The sequence below is a fragment of the Achromobacter sp. HZ01 genome, assembly GCF_003267925.1.
GTDB classification, from domain to species: Bacteria; Pseudomonadota; Gammaproteobacteria; order Burkholderiales; family Burkholderiaceae_B; genus Achromobacter; species Achromobacter pulmonis_A.
In genome coordinates this window covers 1,001,787-1,019,504 of record NZ_LWKV01000002.1, presented here as the reverse complement: position 1 = coordinate 1,019,504, position 17,718 = coordinate 1,001,787, and the positions used below count along the sequence as shown (strand labels likewise).

Below are 17,718 nucleotides of genomic sequence, written 5' to 3'. Positions count from 1 at the left end.
CGTTTACTCCACCACGACCGCTCTGAACATGCCGGCCTCCATGTGATACAGCAGGTGGCAGTGGTAGGCCCAGTTGCCGCGCGCATCGGCGCTGACGCGGTAGCTCAGCCGCTGCGCCGGGTTGAGGGAAATGGTGTGCTTGCGCACCTGGAAAGCGCCGTCGGGCGATTCCAGGTCGCTCCACAGCCCGTGCAGGTGGATGGGGTGCGTCATCATCGTGTCGTTGACCAGCACGAAGCGCACGCGCTCGCCGTAGCGCAGCACGATGGGCTTGGCGTCCGTGTACTTCACGCCGTTGAACGACCACATGTAGCGTTCCATGGTGCCGGTCAGGTGCAGCTCGATCTCGCGCGACGGCGGCCGGTTGTCCGGCGGCTCGCGCATGGAGCGCAGGTCGGCGTAGGTCAGCACGCGCCGGCCGTTGTCGCGCAGGCCCACGCCGGGATCGTCCAGCCGGGTCGAGACCACGTCGGGCAGCATCGAATTGCTCACGCCGCGCTCGGTGGGATAGGGGTGCTTGACCTCGACCATGCCGCCCTGGCCGGCGCCGGAACCGTGGCCGCCATGGTCCATGCCCGGCATCGCGCCGTGGCCGCCCGCGCCGCTGCCGCCGCCCATGTCGTGGCCGCCGCCGCCCATGTCGTGCGCCATGCCCATGTCCATCATGCCCAGCAGCTGCACCCGGTCCAGCTCCGGAATCTCGGCCTGCATGCCGGCGCGCGGCGCCAGCGTGGCGCGCGCGTAGCCCGAACGGTCCATGGCCTGCGAGAAGATGGTGTAGGCGCGTTCGTCCCGCGGCTCGACGATGACGTCGTAGGTTTCGGCCACGCCGATGCGGAACTCGTCCACGTCCACCGGCCGCACATCCTGGCCGTCGGCCGCGACCACCGTCATCTTCAGCCCCGGGATGCGGACGTCGAAGTACGTCATCGCCGAACCGTTGATGAAGCGCAGGCGGATGCGCTCGCCCGGCTTGAACAGGCCGGTCCAGTTGCCGGCCGGCGTCACGCCGTTGGTCAGGAAGGTGTAGGTGGCGCCGGACACGTCGGCCAGGTCCGACGGATTCATGCGCATCTGCTCCCACATCAGCCGCTCCGACAGCGCCGGGCCCCAGCCCTTGTCGCGGGCCTCGGCGCGCAGGCTTTCGACGCTGGGCTGGATGCGGTTGTAGTAGTCCGGCATGATCTTCAGCTTGTTGAACAGCCGCATCGGATCTTCGTCCGTCCAGTCCGACAGCAGCACCGTGTAGTCGCGGTCGGAGGCGATCGGATCGGGCCGGCGCGGATCGATCACGATGGCGCCGTACAGGCCGGTCTGCTCCTGGAAGCCGGAGTGGCTGTGATACCAGTACGTGCCGCTCTGGCGCACCTGGAAGCGGTAGGTGAAGGTCTGGCCGGGGTCGATGCCGGGAAAGCTCAGGCCGGGCACGCCGTCCATTTCGGTGGGCAGCAATATGCCGTGCCAGTGGATCGAGGTCTGTTCGCGCAGGCGGTTGGTGACGTGCAGGGTCACCGTGTCGCCTTCGCGCCAGCGCAGCAGCGGCGCCGGCACCTGGCCGTTGACGGTGGTGCCGACGCGCGCCGCGCCGGTGAAGTTGACCGGGGTTTCGCCGATCTCCAGGTGGAACTCGGTGCCGCGCAGCTCCGCGGCCGCCGCCGGGGCGGGGGTGGCCAGCGCCGCGCGCCAGTTGCCCAGCGCGGCCAGCGCGCCGCCGCCGGCCAGGCCCTGGACGAAACGGCGGCGGGAAAGAGGATGCGAATTCGTCATGGCTTACAGCACCGACACCGCGCCCTTCATGCCGGCGCTGTAGTGGCCGGGCTCCAGGCAGCCGAAAGACACCGTGCCGGCCTTGTCGAAGCGCCACACGATCTGGCCGCTCTTGCCGCCTTCCAGCGACACGGCGTTGGCCTCTTCGTGGCGCATGCCGGGGTCTTTCATCATCATGTCGTAGTGAGCCTTCAGGTCGGCGTCGGAGCCCAGCACCAGCTCATGGCGGATGCGGCCGGAGTTGCGCACGTTCAGGCGCACGGTCTCGCCGGCCTTGACCTCGATGCGGGCCGGCGTGAAGCGCATGGCGTCGGACATGTCCACGTCGATGCTGCGGGTGACCTTGGCCGGATCGCCCGGCTTGCCGATGGGGGCGGAGGCGGCTTGCATGGCATGGCCACCGTGGCCGCCGTGGCCGCCGGCGGCATATGCGGCGCCCGCGCTGAGGGTCAGGGTCAGGGCCAGGACGGCGGCCCGGTGAGTACGGAGCAGAGTGCCTTTCACGCGTATCCTTGGTAGTGGGGACGGTGATGGCACTGTAGGAAAACGGCGGTGACCCGACTCTGTCGCCTTGATTACATTTTTGTAATGTTGGCCGCGGCATGCCCCACGGGGCCGCGCAGCGTGATGCCGATGACGGTGCCGCGCTCGTCCGAGGCGGCGTCCACTTCGCCGCCGTGCATGCGGGCGATGGCGCGCACGATCGCCAGGCCCAGCCCGTGGCCTTCGCTGCGCGGCGCGCGCGACTGCCCGGAGCGGAAGAAGCGGTCGAAGATGCGCGGCAGGTCGGCGGCGGGGATGGCCGGGCCGGGGTTGCGCACCTCGACCCGCGCGCCGGCCGCCGACACCGAGCACGCCAGCACGATTTCGCCGCCGGCCGGGCAGGCCTTGATGGCGTTGGAGATCAGATTGGCCAGAGCCCGCCGCACCAGCCCCGGGTTGGCGGCGACGATGGCGTCGCCGGCGCAGCGCAGGTGCACGCCGTGCGCTTCCAGCATCGCTTCGTAGTATTCCGCCACGCGCCGCGCTTCGGCGGCCAGCGACACCGGCGCCAGGTCGGCCGCGCGCTCGCCGCGGTCGGCGCGCGCCAGGAACAGCATGTCGTTGACCAGGGTCTTCAGGTCTTCCAGTTCTTCCAGGTTGGATTCCAGCGCGTCGCGCAGCTCGCCCGCCTCGCGCGGCGAGGACAGCATGACCTGCGTGCCGTTGATGAGCGTGGCCAGCGGCGTGCGCAGCTCGTGCGCCACGTCGGCGTTGAAACCTTCCATCTGCTGGTAGGCCTCCTGCAGCCGTTCCAGGGTGCGGTTGAAGGAGCGCACCAGCTCGTGCAGTTCGCGGTCGGTGTCTTTCAGCGGCAGGCGGCGCGACAGGTTGTCGGGCTGGATGCGGGCCGCCTGTTCGGACAGCCGGCGCGCCGGCGCCATGCTGCGGCGCACGGCCCAGGCCGCCAGCACCACGGTGGCGCCCACCCACAGCGCGCAGATCAGCACCAGCGCGGTGCCGTAGGCGTACAGGAACTGCGCGCTGGTGCGCGTGCTGACGGCCACGGTCAGCTGCGCGCCGGGCAGGATGCGGTCGTTGATGTCCACGCGCAGGCCGCGCATGCGTCCGCCATCCGGGGCCTGCAGCACCACCTGCCCGTCGGGCCGCGTCTCCAGCGTCTGCGGCGCGGCGCCGCCATAGACCACCTTGCCGCCGGCCTCCATGATCCAGATGCCCAGCTGGCCCTGGCCCGCGCGCATTTCGTCGAAGGCGGCGGCCAGGTCGGACAGGCCGCTGGCGCTGTTCTGCATGTCGATCAGATGGTTGATCAGCTCCAGCTTGCCGCTGACTTCGGTGATCTCCTGGCGTTCGACTTCGCGCTTGAGCGCCCAGAACAGCGTGGCGCCGGCCAGGCTGGAGACCAGCAGCGCGATGGCGCCCAGTAGCAGCGTCAGGCGCGCCTGCATCGAGCGCATGCGCAGCGGCCTCATGCGTGGCGCGATTCCAGCACGTAGCCCATGCCGCGCACCGTGTGCAGCAGTTTGGTGTCGTAGGGATCGTCCAGTTTGCCGCGCAGCCGCCGCACCGCCACGTCGATGACGTTGGTGTCGCTGTCGAAGTTCATGTCCCAGACCTGTTCGGCCAGCGTGGTGCGCGACAGCACCTGGCCCTGGCGGCGCATCAGCAGCGCCAGCAGGCTGAATTCCTTGGCCGTCAGGTCCAGCCGCCGTCCGGCCCGCTGGGCGCGGCGCCGGGCCAGATCCAGTTCCAGGTCGGCCAGGCGCAGCACGGTGGGTTCCTGCGAGCGGCCGCGGCGCAGCAGCGCCTGCACGCGCGCCAGCAGTTCGGAGAAGGCGAAGGGCTTGATCAGGTAGTCGTCGGCGCCGCCTTCGAGGCCGCGGACCCGGTCCTCGACCGCGTCGCGCGCCGTCAGCATCAGGATGGGGGTGTCCTTCTGCGCGCGCACGGCGGCCAGGATGCCGAAGCCGTCCACGCCGGGCAGCATCACGTCCAGCACGATCAGGTCGTAGGCGCCTTCCAGCGCCAGGTGCAGGCCGTTGACGCCGTCGCGGGCCAGGTCCACGACGTGGCTTTGCTCCGACAGCCCCTTCTTGAGGTAGTCGGCCAGTTTGGTTTCGTCTTCGATGACCAGGATGCGCATGGCCCGAAATGTACCACCGGCGAGGCCGGCCAGGCGCAGTCGGCGTAGCGGTCAGGCTTCGACGGCCACGCGGTCCGGCGGGAAGCGCAGCGCGAACACGCTGCCCTTGCCCTGTTCGCTGCTGATCAGCAGTTCGGCGTCGTGGCGCATGGCGATGTGCTTGGTGATCGCCAGGCCCAGGCCGGTGCCGCCGACGGCGCGCGAACGGCCGCGGTCCACGCGGTAGAAGCGCTCGGTCAGGCGCGGCAGATGGCGCGCCGGAATGCCGATGCCGGTGTCCTGCACGCTGTAGCGCGCGCCGCCGTCTTCTTCGCGTTCCCAGCGCACGGTGATGGCGCCGCCGTCCGGCGTGTAGCGCACGGCGTTGGTCAGCAGGTTGGACAGGGCCGAGGCCAGCTCGGTTTCCGCGCCCAGCACGTCCAGCGTTTCGTCCACGTGCCATTGCAGCACGTGGCGTCCGCCGGACAGGGCCTCGATCTGCTGGCGCGCCTTCTGCAGCAGGGTGCCGATGTTGACCGCGCGCGGCTCGGTGCCGGGCGAGGATTCCAGCGTGGACAGGGTCAGCAGGTCTTCGACGATGGCCTGCATGCGCTGGGCCTGCTCGTGCATCATGTCGACGTACTGCTCGCGCTGTTCGGCCGGCAGGGCCTCGGCGGGCAGGTCGCGCAGCGTTTCCAGAAAGCCCGCCAGCACCGTCAGCGGCGTGCGCAGTTCGTGCGAGACGTTGGCCACGAAATCGCGGCGCGTGGTTTCCAGGCGCTCGATCTGGGTGACGTCGCGGGTGATCAGCAGGCGCTGGTTGCTGGCGTAGGCCGTGAGCTGCATCATCATCAGCCGCTCCTGGCCGTTCTGGCCCAGGCGCACCAGGATGGGATCGGGCCACGAGGCGCGGTGCGCGTATTCGACGAATTCGGGCGCGCGCAGCAGGTTCAGCAGATTGTGGCCGCGGTCGGCCGGCAGGCGCAGGCCCAGGTGCTGGCGCGCCATGCGGTTGCACCAGTCGATCTGGAAATCTTCATTGAGCGTGACTGCGCCGTCGGGCAGCGCCTGGGCCGCGGCCAGCATGCCGTGCATGGTGTTGCGGGTTTCGGCCAGCTCGCGGGCGCGGGCCCGGGTGTAGCGGTACAGCGGCGCGAGGATGTCGTCCCACGGGCCGACCGAGGCGGGCGGGGCGGAGTCGGGGTTGTTGGCCCAGCGCGAAACCAGGTGCAGGCGCCAGCTGCGCCAGACCAGCATGGCGCACAGCGCCGCGCTGAACAGAATCCAGCCCGCCGGGTTGCCGATAAGCCATTGGGCGATAAACGCCGCGATCGCCCACAGGGCGATCAGGAAAAGGGTGCGCAGCCAGATCATCGTGCGGGAGTTTTACCGCGTCGGAAGCTGGGCAGTAAACCGGTAGCCGCTGCCGCGCACGGTTTCCACGTGCGCGTCGTGCCCGCTGGGTTCGAGCGCCTTGCGCAGGCGGCGGATGTGCACGTCGACCGTGCGTTCTTCCACGAACACGTGGTCGCCCCAGACCTGGTCCAGCAGTTGCGAGCGCGAGAACACGCGCTCGGGATGGGTCATGAAGAAATGCAGCAGGCGGAATTCGGTGGGGCCGATCTGCAGCGACTGGCTGTTGCCCGAGAGGCGGTGGGTGACCGGGTCGAGCTTGAGGCCGCCCACGTCGATCACGTCGTCGGTGAGCTGGGGCGCGCGGCGGCGCAGCACCGCCTTGATGCGGGCCATCAGCTCCTTGGGCGAGAAGGGCTTGGTGATGTAGTCGTCGGCGCCGGCTTCCAGGCCGTCGACCTTGTCCTGCTCGGAGCCCTTGGCCGTCAGCATGATGACCGGCACCGCGCGGGTGCGCTCGTCGTTGCGCAGCTTGCGCGCCATGGCCAGGCCCGAGGTGCCGGGCAGCATCCAGTCGAGCAGGATCAGGTCGGGGAGTTCGGCGCGGATCAGCGTCTGGGCCTGGTCGGCGTCGAAGGCACGCAGCACTTTGTGACCGGCGAAGGACAGGTTGACGGCGATCAGTTCCTGGATGGCGGGTTCGTCTTCGACGACGAGGATAGTGCTGGACATGGCGGATTGGGCACACTTCTGAGCGCCGGCGCGGCGCGAACATTGCGATAGTATGGCCGCAATATTTCAGGTATGTGACGAGCGCCGGCTGTCGGACCATTCCGAAGCCATTCCGCCTGCCGATCCGGCCGGCCCGGAAGGCGGAATCGGGGGCCAATAGGCTACCATTGGACGATATATCGGGAATTCACCATGCAAAACCCCTCCGAATCGCAACATTCCGCGGATTCCGCCTCGCCCTCCACCCATTTCGGCTTCCAATCGGTGCCGGAAAGCGAAAAAGCCCGCAAGGTGGCCGAAGTCTTCCATTCGGTCGCCCAGCGCTACGACGTCATGAACGATTTCATGTCGGCGGGCCTGCACCGGGTCTGGAAGGCCTTCACCATCGGCCGCGCCGCCATCCGGCCCGGCATGAAGGTGCTGGACATCGCCGGCGGCACCGGCGACCTGGCCAAGGCCTTCGCCAAGCGCGCCGGCCCCACGGGCGAGGTCTGGCTCACCGACATCAACGATTCCATGCTGCGGGTGGGCCGCGACCGCCTGACCGACGCCGGCCTGCTGGTGCCCGCGGCCGTGTGCGACGCCGAGCGCCTGCCGTTTCCCTCGGGCTATTTCGACCGCGTCAGCGTGGCCTTCGGCCTGCGCAACATGACCCACAAGGACCGCGCCCTGGCCGAAATGACCCGGGTGCTCAAGCCGGGCGGCAAGCTGCTGGTGCTGGAATTCTCCCGCATCGCCAAGCCGCTGGCGCCGGCCTACGACTGGTATTCCTTCAATGTGCTGCCCTGGCTGGGCAAGACCATCGCCAAGGACGAGGCCAGCTACCGCTACCTGGCCGAATCGATCCGCATGCATCCCGACCAGGAAACCCTGGCCGACATGCTGCGCACGGCCGGCCTGGAACGGGTGCAGTACTTCAACCTGACGGCCGGCATCGCCGCCTTGCACGAAGGCGTGCGGCTGGGCTGATCTCCCCCTGCCGCCCAGCGATTTCCGCCCGGTTTGCGGAACTTGTAGGGCGGCGTCTTGTCCGTTATTCTTACGGTATTCAGATTGTTGTAAGAAAAGTCGTGACCCAAGCTCCGCAACCTGCGGAGATTCCTGCTGCTCGGGGCGGCGGGGGGCGCGAGTACGAGGAGCAATGTCCATGTCCAAATTCTGTCTTTCGCGGTTTGTCGCGGCGGCGCTCATCGCCGTTTCAGGCGCGGCGCTGGTGACGGCGTCGTTCGACGCCGAAGCCCGCCGTGCCGGCGGCGGCGGGAGCTTCGGCCGTCAGTCCACCAACGTGACCCAGCAGCGCCAGGCCACCACGCCGCCGACGGCCACCAACAACACGGCCGGCGCCACCTCCGCGCCCAGCGCGGCCACCGCCGGCGCGGCCACGGCCGGCGCCGCGGGCGCGGCCGCCAAGAGCGGCGCGTCGCGCTGGCTCGGCCCCATCGCCGGCATCGCCGCCGGCCTGGGCATCGCCGCGCTGCTCTCCAGCATGGGCCTGTCCGGCGCCTTCGCCGAGTTCCTGTCGTCGGCGCTGCTGATCGCCCTGGTGGTCTTCGCCATCATGTTCATCGTCCGCCGCCTGCGCGGCGCCGCGCCCCGCGCCGCCACGCAGGGCGCGTTCGGCGGCTCCCATAACAACAATGCGGCCAACGGCCAGCAGCAACCGATGTGGCGCGAATCGCTGCAGCCGGCCCCCGCTCCGGCGGCGGCTCCTGCCGCGGCCGCCGCGCCGGCCGTCCTGCCCAAGGCGGGCGACGACAACAACTGGTTCGTGCCGGGCGACTTCGACACGCCCAACTTCCTCAAGCAGGCCAAGGAACAGTTCGTGCGCATCCAGGCCGTCTGGGATAGCGGCAGCACCGACCGCCTGCGCGAGTTCCTGACCGACGACCTGATCACCGAGCTCAAGCCGCAGCTGGCCGAGCGCGGCGCGGCGCCCAACAAGACCGAAGTCGTGCTGCTCAACGCCGAGCTGCTGGGCATCGAGACCGTGTCCGACGGCCACCTGGCCAGCGTGCGCTTCTCCGGCATGCTGCGCGAGACCCCGGGCGCCGAGGCCTTCCGCTTCGAGGAAGTCTGGAACCTCTTCAAGCCGCAGACTGGCGGCTGGCTGCTGGCCGGCATCCAGCAGATCCCGGTGGACTACGCCAGCTGAGGCGGCGCGCCCGCCCTCCGTTGGGGATGCCGCAAGGCATCCGCTTGAACCGGCCCCTTCAGGGGCCGGTTTTCCATGTGCCTGCGCAAAACACGCTCCCATCTAACCCGTTACACTCCCGATTTACCCATCAAATCCAGCAACCCGCCCGTCGGGCCGTTGCACACCGTCATGCTGCCTTTTTCGTTTCTGCCCACTCCTACGCGGTTGGCCGTCAGCGCGCTCAATACCTTGTTGCGGCGTGAGGACTGGGCGCGCGACCGCCTGGCGCGGCATGCCGGCAAGACGGTGCGCTTCGCGCTGGGCGGCTTCAGCCTGGGCCTGACGATCGCCAGCGACGGGCTGGCCTCGCAGGCCGATCCGGCGGTGGTGCCCGACGTGACGCTGACGGTGGCGCCCGAGAAACTGCCGCTGCCGCGCCTGGGCGCCGGGCGCGACGCGCCGGATTTCGCCGAGGCCACCCATATCTCGGGCGACGCCGCCCTGGCCCAGGTGGTGGCCGACCTGTCCAAGCAGCTGCGCTGGGACCCCGAGGACGCGCTGGCCCGGGTGGTGGGCGACATCGCGGCGCTGCGCATCGTGGGCGGCGCCCGCGCCGTGGCCGAGGGCGCGCGCACGGCCGGCCAGCGCCTGGCCGGCAACGTGTCCGAATACCTGTCCGAGGAAAGCGGCGTGCTGGCGGGCCGGCCGGCGCTGGAGCAATGGCGCCTGGACCTGGCCGAACTCAACGACCGCGCCGAGTCGCTGGCCCGCTCGGCGGCGGCGCTGCAAACCCGCCTGGCCGCGGCCGGCGCAAAGCGGGGCGCCTGATCCATGTTTCCGCTGCTGCGCCTCATCCGCATCATCCTGGTTTCGCTGCGCTACGGCCTGGACGAACTGGTCCTGTCCAGCCTGAACCATCCGCTGGCCACCTGCCTGCTGCGCGTCATCCGCCTGGGCACCCGCCCGCGCAAGCCGCGCGGCCTGCGGCTGCGGCTGGCGCTGGAATCGCTGGGCCCCATTTTCGTGAAGTTCGGGCAGGTGCTGTCCACCCGCCGCGACCTGATCCCCGCCGACATCGCCAACGAACTGGCCCTGCTGCAGGACCGCGTGCCGCCGTTCCCGTCGGCGCAGGCGGCCGCCTGCATCGAGGCGGCCCTGGGCGCGCCGCCCGACAAGCTGTTCGCGCAGTTCGACGTGGACCCGGTGGCCTCGGCCTCGATCGCCCAGGTGCACTTCGCCGTGCTGCACGACGGCCGCGAGGTCGCCGTGAAGGTGCTGCGCCCGGGCATGCTGGACATCATCGAGAAAGACCTGTCGCTGTTGAAGGTGGTGGCCCGCATCATCGAGCGCCTGGGCGCCGACGGCCGCCGTCTGAAGCCGCGCGAAGTCGTGGCCGAATTCGACAAATACCTGCACGACGAACTGGACCTGGTGCGCGAGGCGTCCAACTGCAGCCAGCTGCGGCGCAATTTCGGCCCGGAGTCCGGGCGCGGCGACATGCTGATCGTGCCCGAGGTGATCTGGGAATACACCGCCTCCACGGTGTTCACCATGCAGCGCATGTACGGCATGCCGGTGGGGCAGGTCGACCGCATGCGCGAGGCCGGCATCGACATCCCGACCCTGGCGCGCACCGGCGTCGAGATCTTCTTCACGCAGGTGTTCACCGACGGCTTCTTCCACGCCGACATGCACCCGGGCAACATCTACGTGTCCGACCGTCCCGAGACGCTGGGCAGCTACATCGCGCTGGACTTCGGCATCGTCGGTTCGCTGTCGGAGTTCGACAAGAACTACCTGGCGCAGAACTTCCTGGCCTTCTTCCACCGCGATTACCGCCGCGTGGCGCAGCTGCACATCGAGTCGGGCTGGGTGCCGCCCGATACGCGCGAGGAAGAACTCGAAGGCGCCGTGCGCGCCGTTTGCGAGCCGTATTTCGACCGTCCTCTGTCCGAGATTTCACTGGGACAGGTGCTGTTGAGGCTCTTTCAAACCTCGCGTCGGTTTAACGTAGAGATCCAGCCGCAGCTGGTCCTGTTGCAAAAGACCCTGCTGAACGTCGAAGGCCTGGGGCGGCAGCTGGACCCCAACCTGGATCTCTGGAAAACCGCCAAACCCTACCTCGAACGCTGGATGCGTCAGCGCGTCGGGATCAAGGGCTTGAGGCAAAGCCTGGAAAAAGAGGCGGCGCAGTGGTCGCAAATGCTGCCCGCCTTGCCCAGGCTGCTCCATGACCAGTTGAGCCGCCCCAATGTTTCGCCGGCGTTGCTGGCCGAAATGGCTCAGTTGCGGCGGGCGCAGGAGCAGAACAACCGGTTGGTTGCAGCGCTGGTTGGCGTCGTCGCGCTGGCAGTCGGAGTCGCGATATGGGCATTGACCCGGTAGGCGCAGCAATGTTTTAGACGCCTACTGTCATGTTTCATTCATGAAGCGGTCATCATAGCTTCGCGGGAAACGGCGAAAAATAGCACTGCGGCGCAAGACCGCAGTGCGTGCCGCGCGGTGCGTGCCATTCATCAATTTTCATAGCCCCATCAGCGGGATCAATACAAGGGCAGAACATGCTTTATCCTGAACTCTTCAAGACCATGGAAGCCGTGCGCTGGAACATGGCGCATGACATCCCCTGGGGCGACTTCGATCGCAGCAAGCTGTCGGACGAGCAGGCGCACACCATCAAGATGAACGCCATCACGGAATGGGCCGCGCTGCCGGCCACCGAGATGTTCCTGCGCGACAACCGCGGCGACAGCGACTTCTGCGCCTTCATGTCGGTCTGGTTCTTCGAAGAGCAGAAGCACTCCCTGGTGCTGATCGAATACCTGCGCCGCTTCCGTCCCGACCTGGTGCCCACCGAGGAAGAATTGCACAACGTGCGCTTCGAATTCGACCGGGCCCCGGAACTCGAAACCCTGATGCTGCATTTCTGCGGCGAGGTCCGCCTGAACCACTGGTATCGCCGCGCCGCCGAATGGCACACCGAGCCGGTCATCAAGGCCATCTACAAGACCGTGGCCCAGGACGAGGCCCGCCACGCGGGCGCCTACCTGCAATACATGCGCCGCGCGCTGCACGACCGCGGCCAGAGCACCAGCGAACAGGCGCGCCTGGCGTTCTCCAAGATCGGCGTGCTGATGGCCTCGGCCGGCCGCACGCAGCAGGCGCTGCACCCGACCAACCTGCACGTGAACAAGGACCTGTTCCCCAACGACACGGTGCAGTCGCGCCTGCCCGAGCCGGGCTGGCTCGAACACTGGCTGGACTCGCAGATCCGCTTCGACGGCGTGTGGGAACAGAAGGTCGCCACCCGCATCCTGCATATCCTCTCCAAGCTGATGGACCGCAGCTTCGAGACGGTCAAGGACCTGAACCGCTACCGCAAGGAAATGGCGGCCCTGGTCGTGCCCAAGGAAAAGCAGATCATCCAGCCCGTCTGAGGCCGGGGGGCGGCTGTACAATCGCCGCATGCCAGCCGCCCGTTTCGAATCCAAGGTCCTGTCCCGCGACGCCTGCGTCGCCGCCATCGCCGCCGGCCGCTATCCGCGGCCGCTGGTGTTCACCAACGGCGTGTTCGACATTCTGCACCGGGGCCATGCAACCTACCTCGACCAGGCCGCCCAGCTGGGCGCGACGCTGGTGGTGGCGGTCAACACCGACGAGTCGGTGCGCCGCCTGGGCAAGGGCGCCGAGCGCCCGCTCAACCGCATGGAAGACCGCGCCGCGCTGCTGGCCGCGCTGGGCTGCGTGACGCTGGTCACCTCCTTCCACGAAGACACGCCCGAAGCCCTGATCGCGCAGCTCAAGCCTGACCTGATCGTCAAGGGCGGCGACTACGACATGGAAACGCTGCCCGAGACCGCCCTGGTCAAGACCTGGGGCGGCCGCGCCGTGGCGATCCCGTTCGAATTCGAGCGCTCGACGACCGCGCTGGTGCGCAAGATCGCGGCCGAGGTTCAGCGGTAAGCGGCGGGCAGCGGCCCCATTCCTTTCATTGAGCGTCGCGCAGTCGTAGGATGGGTGCAGCGCGAGAACCCCGACGCAAAATCCCAGGTATCAAGCGCGCGAAACCCATCAGGCGGCGCCAGCCGCCGCTTTTCGTGGCAAGAGGCCAGTTCTTTTCACCAAAAAAAATGCCGGCTGCCGCCGGCTGATGGGTTCCGCGCGCTCCGCGCTTGGGTTCTTGCGTCAAGCTTCTCGCGCTGCACCCATCCTACGAACCACCATCGAACCACCATCGACAGCCCCGCGGACCCATCACCGCGCATCCCTCAGCAACCGGTTGATCGCTTCCAGGTCGGCCTCGCCCAGGATGCCGCTGACGGCTTTCAGGCGCAGGCTGGACAGCACCGTGCTGTAGCGGGCCAGCGCCAGGTCGCGCTGGGTGGCGTAGAGCTGCTGCTGGGCGTTGAGCACGTCCAGGTTGATGCGCACGCCGACCTCGTAGCCGGTGCGGTTGGCCTCGACGGCGGCGCGGCTGGATTTCTCGCCGGCCTCCAGGGCCTCGATGCGCGCCAGGCCGCTGGTGACGCCGGTGTAGTACTGGCGCGCGGCCTGCACGGCCTGGCGGCGCGCCGCCTCGTAGTCGTGGCGCGCCTTCTGTTCCAGCTGCACTTTCTCGGTCACCTGCGAGGAAACCCCGCCGCCCGAGTAAAGCGGAATCGACAGCACCACGCCGACGGTGTTGTCGATGGGCTTGCCGGGCGCGGCGTTGCGCATGACGGCGTCGCTGGCGCTGCCGCTGGTGGCGCGCAGATTCAGGGTGGGATAGTGGCCGCTCTTGGCGATCTGGATCTCGCGTCCGGCGATGCGGGTCAGCAGCTGGGCGCGCAGGACTTCCAGGCTGGAGGCCTCGGCCTGGTTGCTCCACTCGTTCATGCGGGCCGGCTGCGGGGCCGGCAGCTGCACGCCGTAGGGCAGTTCGGCCAGCGCGCCCGGGGCGGTGCCGATGATCTTGGCCAGTTCCTCGCGCCGCACTTCCAGGTCGTTCTGCAGGCGCAGTTCCTGGGCCACGACCAGATCGTAGCGGGCCTGGGCCTCGTAGGTGTCGGTGATGGTGGCGTTGCCCAGCTCGAAATTGCGCTTGGCCGATTCCAGCTGCCCGGCGACGGCGGCTTTTTCGGCCTCGGTGGCCGTCAGCGTGTCCTGGGCGTAGAGCACGTTGAAGTAGGCGTCGGCCACGCGCAGCAGCAGGTCCTGGTAGGCCTGCTGCAACTGCACCTCGACGTCGGCCACGATGAGCTTGGATTGTTCGTAGTTCTGCCAGCGGCCCCAGTCGAACAGGGGCTGGGTCAGGGACAGGTCCCATACGCCGCGCCCGCCGCTGTAGGCCACGCCCAGGCCGCGGGTGCTGCGGGTTTCCTGGTAGGCGCCGCCGGCCTCGGCGGAAATCAGGGGCAGCAGCAGGGAGCGCGCCTGCGGCTCTTTCTCCAGGCCGGCGCGGTAGTTGGCGCGCGCCGCGGCGTAGATCGGGTCATTGCCCAGCGCCGCCTGCCAGACCTGCATCAGGTTCTGGGCGCGCGCCAGCGACGGGCCGACGCTTGCGGCGCAGGTAAATACCAGTAAAGCCGTAAGCAATCGGACGCGCATGATCTTTCAGTGATGAGCAGGGCCGCGCGGAAAGCCGCCCGTCCCGCCGTCGTGGGGACGCCGGGCGGCGGGGTCGGGATTCAGAACTTGAACTGGGAGACCGTGACGCCGCGCAGCGGCTTGATGACCGTTTCGAACAGGTTCACCGTTTCGAAGCTGGCCGCGGTGGTGCGGGTGATGCGACAGGCGGTCATGATGGGCGCCTGGCCCACCACGACGACCAGGCGGCCGCCGACGCGCAGCTGGTACTTCAGGGCGTCCGGCACGGTCGGCACGGAGCCGGTGACGAGGATGGCGTCGTATTCGGTGGAGCCCCAGCCGTTGCGGGCGTCGCCGGTTTCGACCTTGACGTTGGTGACGTTGTTCATCTGCAGGTTCTGCTGCGCGAAGGTCACCAGGCGGCTGTCGATCTCGACCGAGGTGACCTGCTGCGCCAGGTAGCCCAGCAGGGCGGCCTGGTAGCCGGAGCCGGTGCCGATTTCCAGCACGCAGTCGGACTTGGTCAGCTGCAGCTCCTGGGCCAGGCGCGCTTCCACCTTGGGCGCGAGCATGGTCTGGCGCGTGTTGACCGCGTTGATCTCTAGCGGCAGTTCCAGGTCGGAAAACGCCATCGCGCGCAGGGCCGGCGGAACGAATTGTTCGCGGCGCACGTCGAACAGCGCTTGCAGCACGTTGGCGTCCAGAACGTCCCACGGGCGGATCTGCTGTTCCACCATGTTGAAGCGGGCTTGTTCTACGTCGGGCAGGGTCGAAGCGTTCATGACGGTCAGAAAAAACAGAGGAATCAACAGACCATTGTACCGATTCGTAGCGTACTGTGACGCCCCGGCCCCCCGGGGACGGTTTCAGCCCGCGCCCGCGCCTACCACCAGGCGTGGAAGTGGTGCACCGGCCCGTGGCCGGAACCCACCGACAGGCGCTCCGCGTGGCGGATGGCCTCGGTCAGGTAGGCCTTGGCGCGCCGGGCGGCCTCTGGTACGTCCCCGGTTTGCGGCAGCAGCGCCGCCAGCGCCGCCGACAGCGTGCAGCCGGTGCCGTGGGTGTTGGCCGTGGCGATGCGGTGGCCGGGCAGCTCGATCATGCGGTCGCCGTCATGCAGCAGGTCGATGGTGTCGTCGCCCGGCAGGTGGCCGCCCTTGACCAGCACCCAGCGCTCGCCGGCGTACGCCAGCTTGTTGCGCAGCCTTTCGGCCACGCGGCGCATTTCCTTGACCGTCTCGACCGGGCGCTCTTCGAGCAGCACGCCGGCCTCGGGCAGGTTGGGCGTGAGCAGGGTGGCCTGCGGCAGCAGTGCTTCGCGCATGGCGCCCACGGCGTCGCGCTCGAGCAGCAGGTCGCCGCTCTTGGCCACCATGACCGGGTCCAGCACCACGTGCGCCGGCGTCCATTTGGCGAGCTTCTCGGCCACGACCTGGATCACCGGCTGCTGGCCCAGCATGCCGATCTTGACCGCGTCGATGCGCACGTCCTCGAACAGCGTGTCGATCTGCTGGCCCACGAAGGCCGGCGGCACCGCCGAAATGCCGCTGACGCCGCGGGTGTTCTGGGCGGTCAGGGCCGCGATGACCGAGCAGCCATAGGCGCCCAGCGCGCTCATGGCCTTGACGTCGGCCAGGATGCCGGCGCCGCCGGAGGGATCGACCCCGGCGATGGTCAGCGCGTTGGGGATGGGGCGGGTGCTCATTTGGCGCCGCCGGTGATCAGGCCTTCGGTGGGCGAGCTGGGCGCGCCGCTGTACAGCTTCTTGGGCATGCGGCCGGCCAGGAAGGCTTCGCGGCCGGCTTCCACGCCCTTTTTCATGGCGCTGGCCATCAGGATCGGGTCGCGCGCGCCGGCGATGGCGGTGTTCATGAGCACGGCGTCGCAGCCCAGTTCCATGGCGATGGCGGCGTCCGAGGCGGTGCCCACGCCGGCGTCCACCACGATGGGCACGCGGGCCTGTTCGATGATGAGGCGCAGGTTCCAGGGGTTCAGGATGCCCATGCCCGAGCCGATCAGCGAGGCCAGCGGCATCACCGCCACGGCGCCCAGGTCTTCCAGCATGCGGCACTGGATCGGGTCGTCGGTGCAATACACCATGACCTTGAAGCCTTCGTCGACCAGCGTCTTGGTGGCCTTGAGGGTTTCCGGCATGTTTGGGAACAGGGTGTGCGGGTCGCCCAGCACTTCCAGCTTGACCAGGTCGTGGCCGTCGAGCAGCTCGCGCGCCAGGCGCAGCGTGCGCACGGCGTCGTCGGCGCTATAGCAGCCGGCGGTGTTGGGCAGCAGCGTGAATTTCGAGGGCGGGACGTAGTCCAGCAGGTTCGGTTCGCCGGCGTTCTGGCCGATGTTGGTGCGGCGGATCGCGACCGTGACGATCTCGGTGCCGCTGGCGTCCAGAGCCGCGCGGGTCTGTTCGAAGTCTTTGTATTTGCCGGTGCCGACGAGCAGGCGCGACGAATAGGCGCGGCCGGCGATGGTGAGGGTGTCTTGAGTGGTCATGGCGGAGCTTCAAAGAGCGGGCGCGCACGATGCGGGGCCCGCGGGGACTGGCATATCGTTGCCGAATGATAAAGCACGAAGCGCCCGCCGGCGGCGCGCCGCCGTTCCACTATTTGGCGATCGCGGCGCGGCCCGCTCAGCGGCGCAGCCGGTCCAGGTCGGCGCACAGGGTTTCGGCGGCGTCCAGCAGGCGCGGGCCGGGGCGGTACAGCGCGTCGGCGTCGATGCCGTAGACGTGGCCCTGGCGGGCGGCGGGCAGGCCCAGCGCCTGCCAGGCGGCGAGATTGCGCGCGGTGTCCTGCGGCCCGGCGACGCCGGCCAGCACGGCCTCGGGCCGGGCCGCCAGCACGCTTTCCAGCGTGACCTGCGGGGCCACCACGGGCGCCTGGCCGAAGACGTTGACGCCGCCGCAGGCGCGCAGCGCGTCGCTGACGATGCTGGCGTCGTTCAGGGTGTAGATCGGTTCCAGGCCGGCCTGCACGAACACGCGCACCGGCCGGCGCCCGGCGTAGCGCGCCTTCAGGGCCTCGAGCCGCGCGCGCAGTGCCTCGGCGGCCGGCCGCGCGCGGGCTTCGGTGCCGAACAGCACGCCCATGCGCTCGACCGCGCCGGGGATGGCGTCCAGGCGCTGCGGATCGCTGTAGAAGACCGGCACGCCCAGCTTGTCCATGACCCGCGCCAGCGGCTCGGCGGCGGCCGTCTGCCAGGCGATCAGCAGGTCGGGGCGGGCGGCCACCACCCGTTCGGGATCGGGTTGGGTGCCGTCGCCGATCACCGGCAGCGCGCGGGCGGCTGGCGGATAGTCGCTGCCGCGGATGGTGGCGGCGATGTAGTCGCCCGCGCCCGCCGCGTAGACCAGCTCGGTGGCGTGCGGGGCCAGCGTGACGGCGCGCCGCGCCGGCGCGGACAACGCCACTTCGCGGCCGCGGTCGTCGGTGACCCGGATCGGCGCGCCGCCCCGCGCCAGGACGGGCGCGGCGCCCAGCGCCAGGATCAGCGCCAGGCCTGCGGCGATGCGGACGCGCTTTGCTGTCATGCCAGG

The 17,718-nt window shown here is 69.0% G+C and carries 17 protein-coding genes; 6 read left to right on the top strand and 11 right to left on the bottom strand.

Annotated features, from left to right (window positions below; all coding sequences use genetic code 11):
• Window positions 1–3: 3 nt before the first annotated feature.
• From A6B37_RS13660 to phoB, 6 genes are all read right to left on the bottom strand, one after another.
• Window positions 4–1,767, bottom strand: coding sequence for a copper resistance system multicopper oxidase (locus A6B37_RS13660; RefSeq protein ID WP_111826056.1), 1,764 nt, complete (start codon window positions 1,765–1,767; stop codon window positions 4–6).
• A 3-nt stretch (window positions 1,768–1,770) separates the two neighbouring features.
• Window positions 1,771–2,271, bottom strand: coding sequence for a cupredoxin family protein (locus tag A6B37_RS13655; protein WP_111826055.1), 501 nt, complete (start codon window positions 2,269–2,271; stop codon window positions 1,771–1,773).
• A gap of 71 nt (window positions 2,272–2,342) precedes the next feature.
• A complete protein-coding gene (locus A6B37_RS13650; protein ID WP_102773286.1) occupies window positions 2,343–3,740 on the bottom strand; it encodes a heavy metal sensor histidine kinase in 1,398 nt (465 codons plus the stop codon).
• The gene (locus A6B37_RS13645) at window positions 3,737–4,411 is read right to left on the bottom strand and encodes a heavy metal response regulator transcription factor (protein WP_102773287.1); all 675 of its coding nucleotides are present in this window, start codon (window positions 4,409–4,411) and stop codon (window positions 3,737–3,739) included. Before A6B37_RS13645 ends, A6B37_RS13650 begins: the two co-directional genes overlap by 4 nt.
• A gap of 51 nt (window positions 4,412–4,462) precedes the next feature.
• Window positions 4,463–5,764 carry a phosphate regulon sensor histidine kinase PhoR gene (gene phoR / locus A6B37_RS13640; protein ID WP_102773288.1) on the bottom strand — a complete coding sequence of 434 codons (1,302 nt, stop codon included), beginning with the start codon at window positions 5,762–5,764 and terminating at the stop codon, window positions 4,463–4,465.
• A 12-nt stretch (window positions 5,765–5,776) separates the two neighbouring features.
• Window positions 5,777–6,475, bottom strand: a complete 699-nt coding sequence (gene phoB, locus A6B37_RS13635) for a phosphate regulon transcriptional regulator PhoB (protein ID WP_006227196.1) — start codon at window positions 6,473–6,475, stop codon at window positions 5,777–5,779.
• Window positions 6,476–6,667: 192 nt separating this feature from the next.
• On the opposite strand from phoB, the gene ubiE reads away from it, so the two are divergent.
• The 6 genes from ubiE (at window position 6,668) to rfaE2 (ending at window position 12,572) form a co-directional block, all read left to right on the top strand.
• Window positions 6,668–7,444, top strand: coding sequence for a bifunctional demethylmenaquinone methyltransferase/2-methoxy-6-polyprenyl-1,4-benzoquinol methylase UbiE (gene ubiE, locus A6B37_RS13630; protein ID WP_102773289.1), 777 nt, complete (start codon window positions 6,668–6,670; stop codon window positions 7,442–7,444).
• Between the two features lie 172 nt (window positions 7,445–7,616).
• A complete protein-coding gene (locus tag A6B37_RS13625) occupies window positions 7,617–8,627 on the top strand; it encodes a Tim44-like domain-containing protein (protein WP_102773290.1) in 1,011 nt (336 codons plus the stop codon).
• Window positions 8,628–8,798: 171 nt separating this feature from the next.
• Window positions 8,799–9,437 (top strand): SCP2 sterol-binding domain-containing protein, encoded by a 639-nt coding sequence (locus tag A6B37_RS13620; RefSeq protein ID WP_102773533.1) that lies wholly within the window; start codon window positions 8,799–8,801, stop codon window positions 9,435–9,437.
• A gap of 3 nt (window positions 9,438–9,440) precedes the next feature.
• Window positions 9,441–10,994 carry a ubiquinone biosynthesis regulatory protein kinase UbiB gene (ubiB, locus tag A6B37_RS13615; RefSeq protein WP_111826054.1) on the top strand — a complete coding sequence of 518 codons (1,554 nt, stop codon included), beginning with the start codon at window positions 9,441–9,443 and terminating at the stop codon, window positions 10,992–10,994.
• A gap of 176 nt (window positions 10,995–11,170) precedes the next feature.
• A complete protein-coding gene (locus A6B37_RS13610) occupies window positions 11,171–12,046 on the top strand; it encodes a ferritin (RefSeq protein WP_102773292.1) in 876 nt (291 codons plus the stop codon).
• Window positions 12,047–12,074: 28 nt separating this feature from the next.
• Entirely contained in the window at window positions 12,075–12,572 is a 498-nt protein-coding gene (rfaE2, locus tag A6B37_RS13605; RefSeq protein WP_102773293.1) for a D-glycero-beta-D-manno-heptose 1-phosphate adenylyltransferase, read from the top strand.
• Window positions 12,573–12,863: 291 nt separating this feature from the next.
• On the opposite strand, the gene A6B37_RS13600 is transcribed toward rfaE2, so the two are convergent.
• The 5 genes from A6B37_RS13600 to A6B37_RS13580 form a co-directional block, all read right to left on the bottom strand.
• Entirely contained in the window at window positions 12,864–14,195 is a 1,332-nt protein-coding gene (locus tag A6B37_RS13600; protein ID WP_111826053.1) for a TolC family outer membrane protein, read from the bottom strand.
• Window positions 14,196–14,275: 80 nt separating this feature from the next.
• Entirely contained in the window at window positions 14,276–14,956 is a 681-nt protein-coding gene (locus A6B37_RS13595) for a protein-L-isoaspartate O-methyltransferase (protein WP_102773534.1), read from the bottom strand.
• A 101-nt stretch (window positions 14,957–15,057) separates the two neighbouring features.
• Entirely contained in the window at window positions 15,058–15,879 is an 822-nt protein-coding gene (gene thiD / locus A6B37_RS13590) for a bifunctional hydroxymethylpyrimidine kinase/phosphomethylpyrimidine kinase (protein ID WP_102773295.1), read from the bottom strand.
• Window positions 15,876–16,676 (bottom strand): thiazole synthase, encoded by an 801-nt coding sequence (locus A6B37_RS13585; RefSeq protein WP_102773296.1) that lies wholly within the window; start codon window positions 16,674–16,676, stop codon window positions 15,876–15,878. The genes thiD and A6B37_RS13585 overlap by 4 nt, the downstream gene beginning before the upstream one ends.
• A gap of 136 nt (window positions 16,677–16,812) precedes the next feature.
• Window positions 16,813–17,712 carry a cobalamin-binding protein gene (locus A6B37_RS13580; RefSeq protein WP_111826052.1) on the bottom strand — a complete coding sequence of 300 codons (900 nt, stop codon included), beginning with the start codon at window positions 17,710–17,712 and terminating at the stop codon, window positions 16,813–16,815.
• Between the last annotated feature and the right edge of the window lie 6 nt (window positions 17,713–17,718).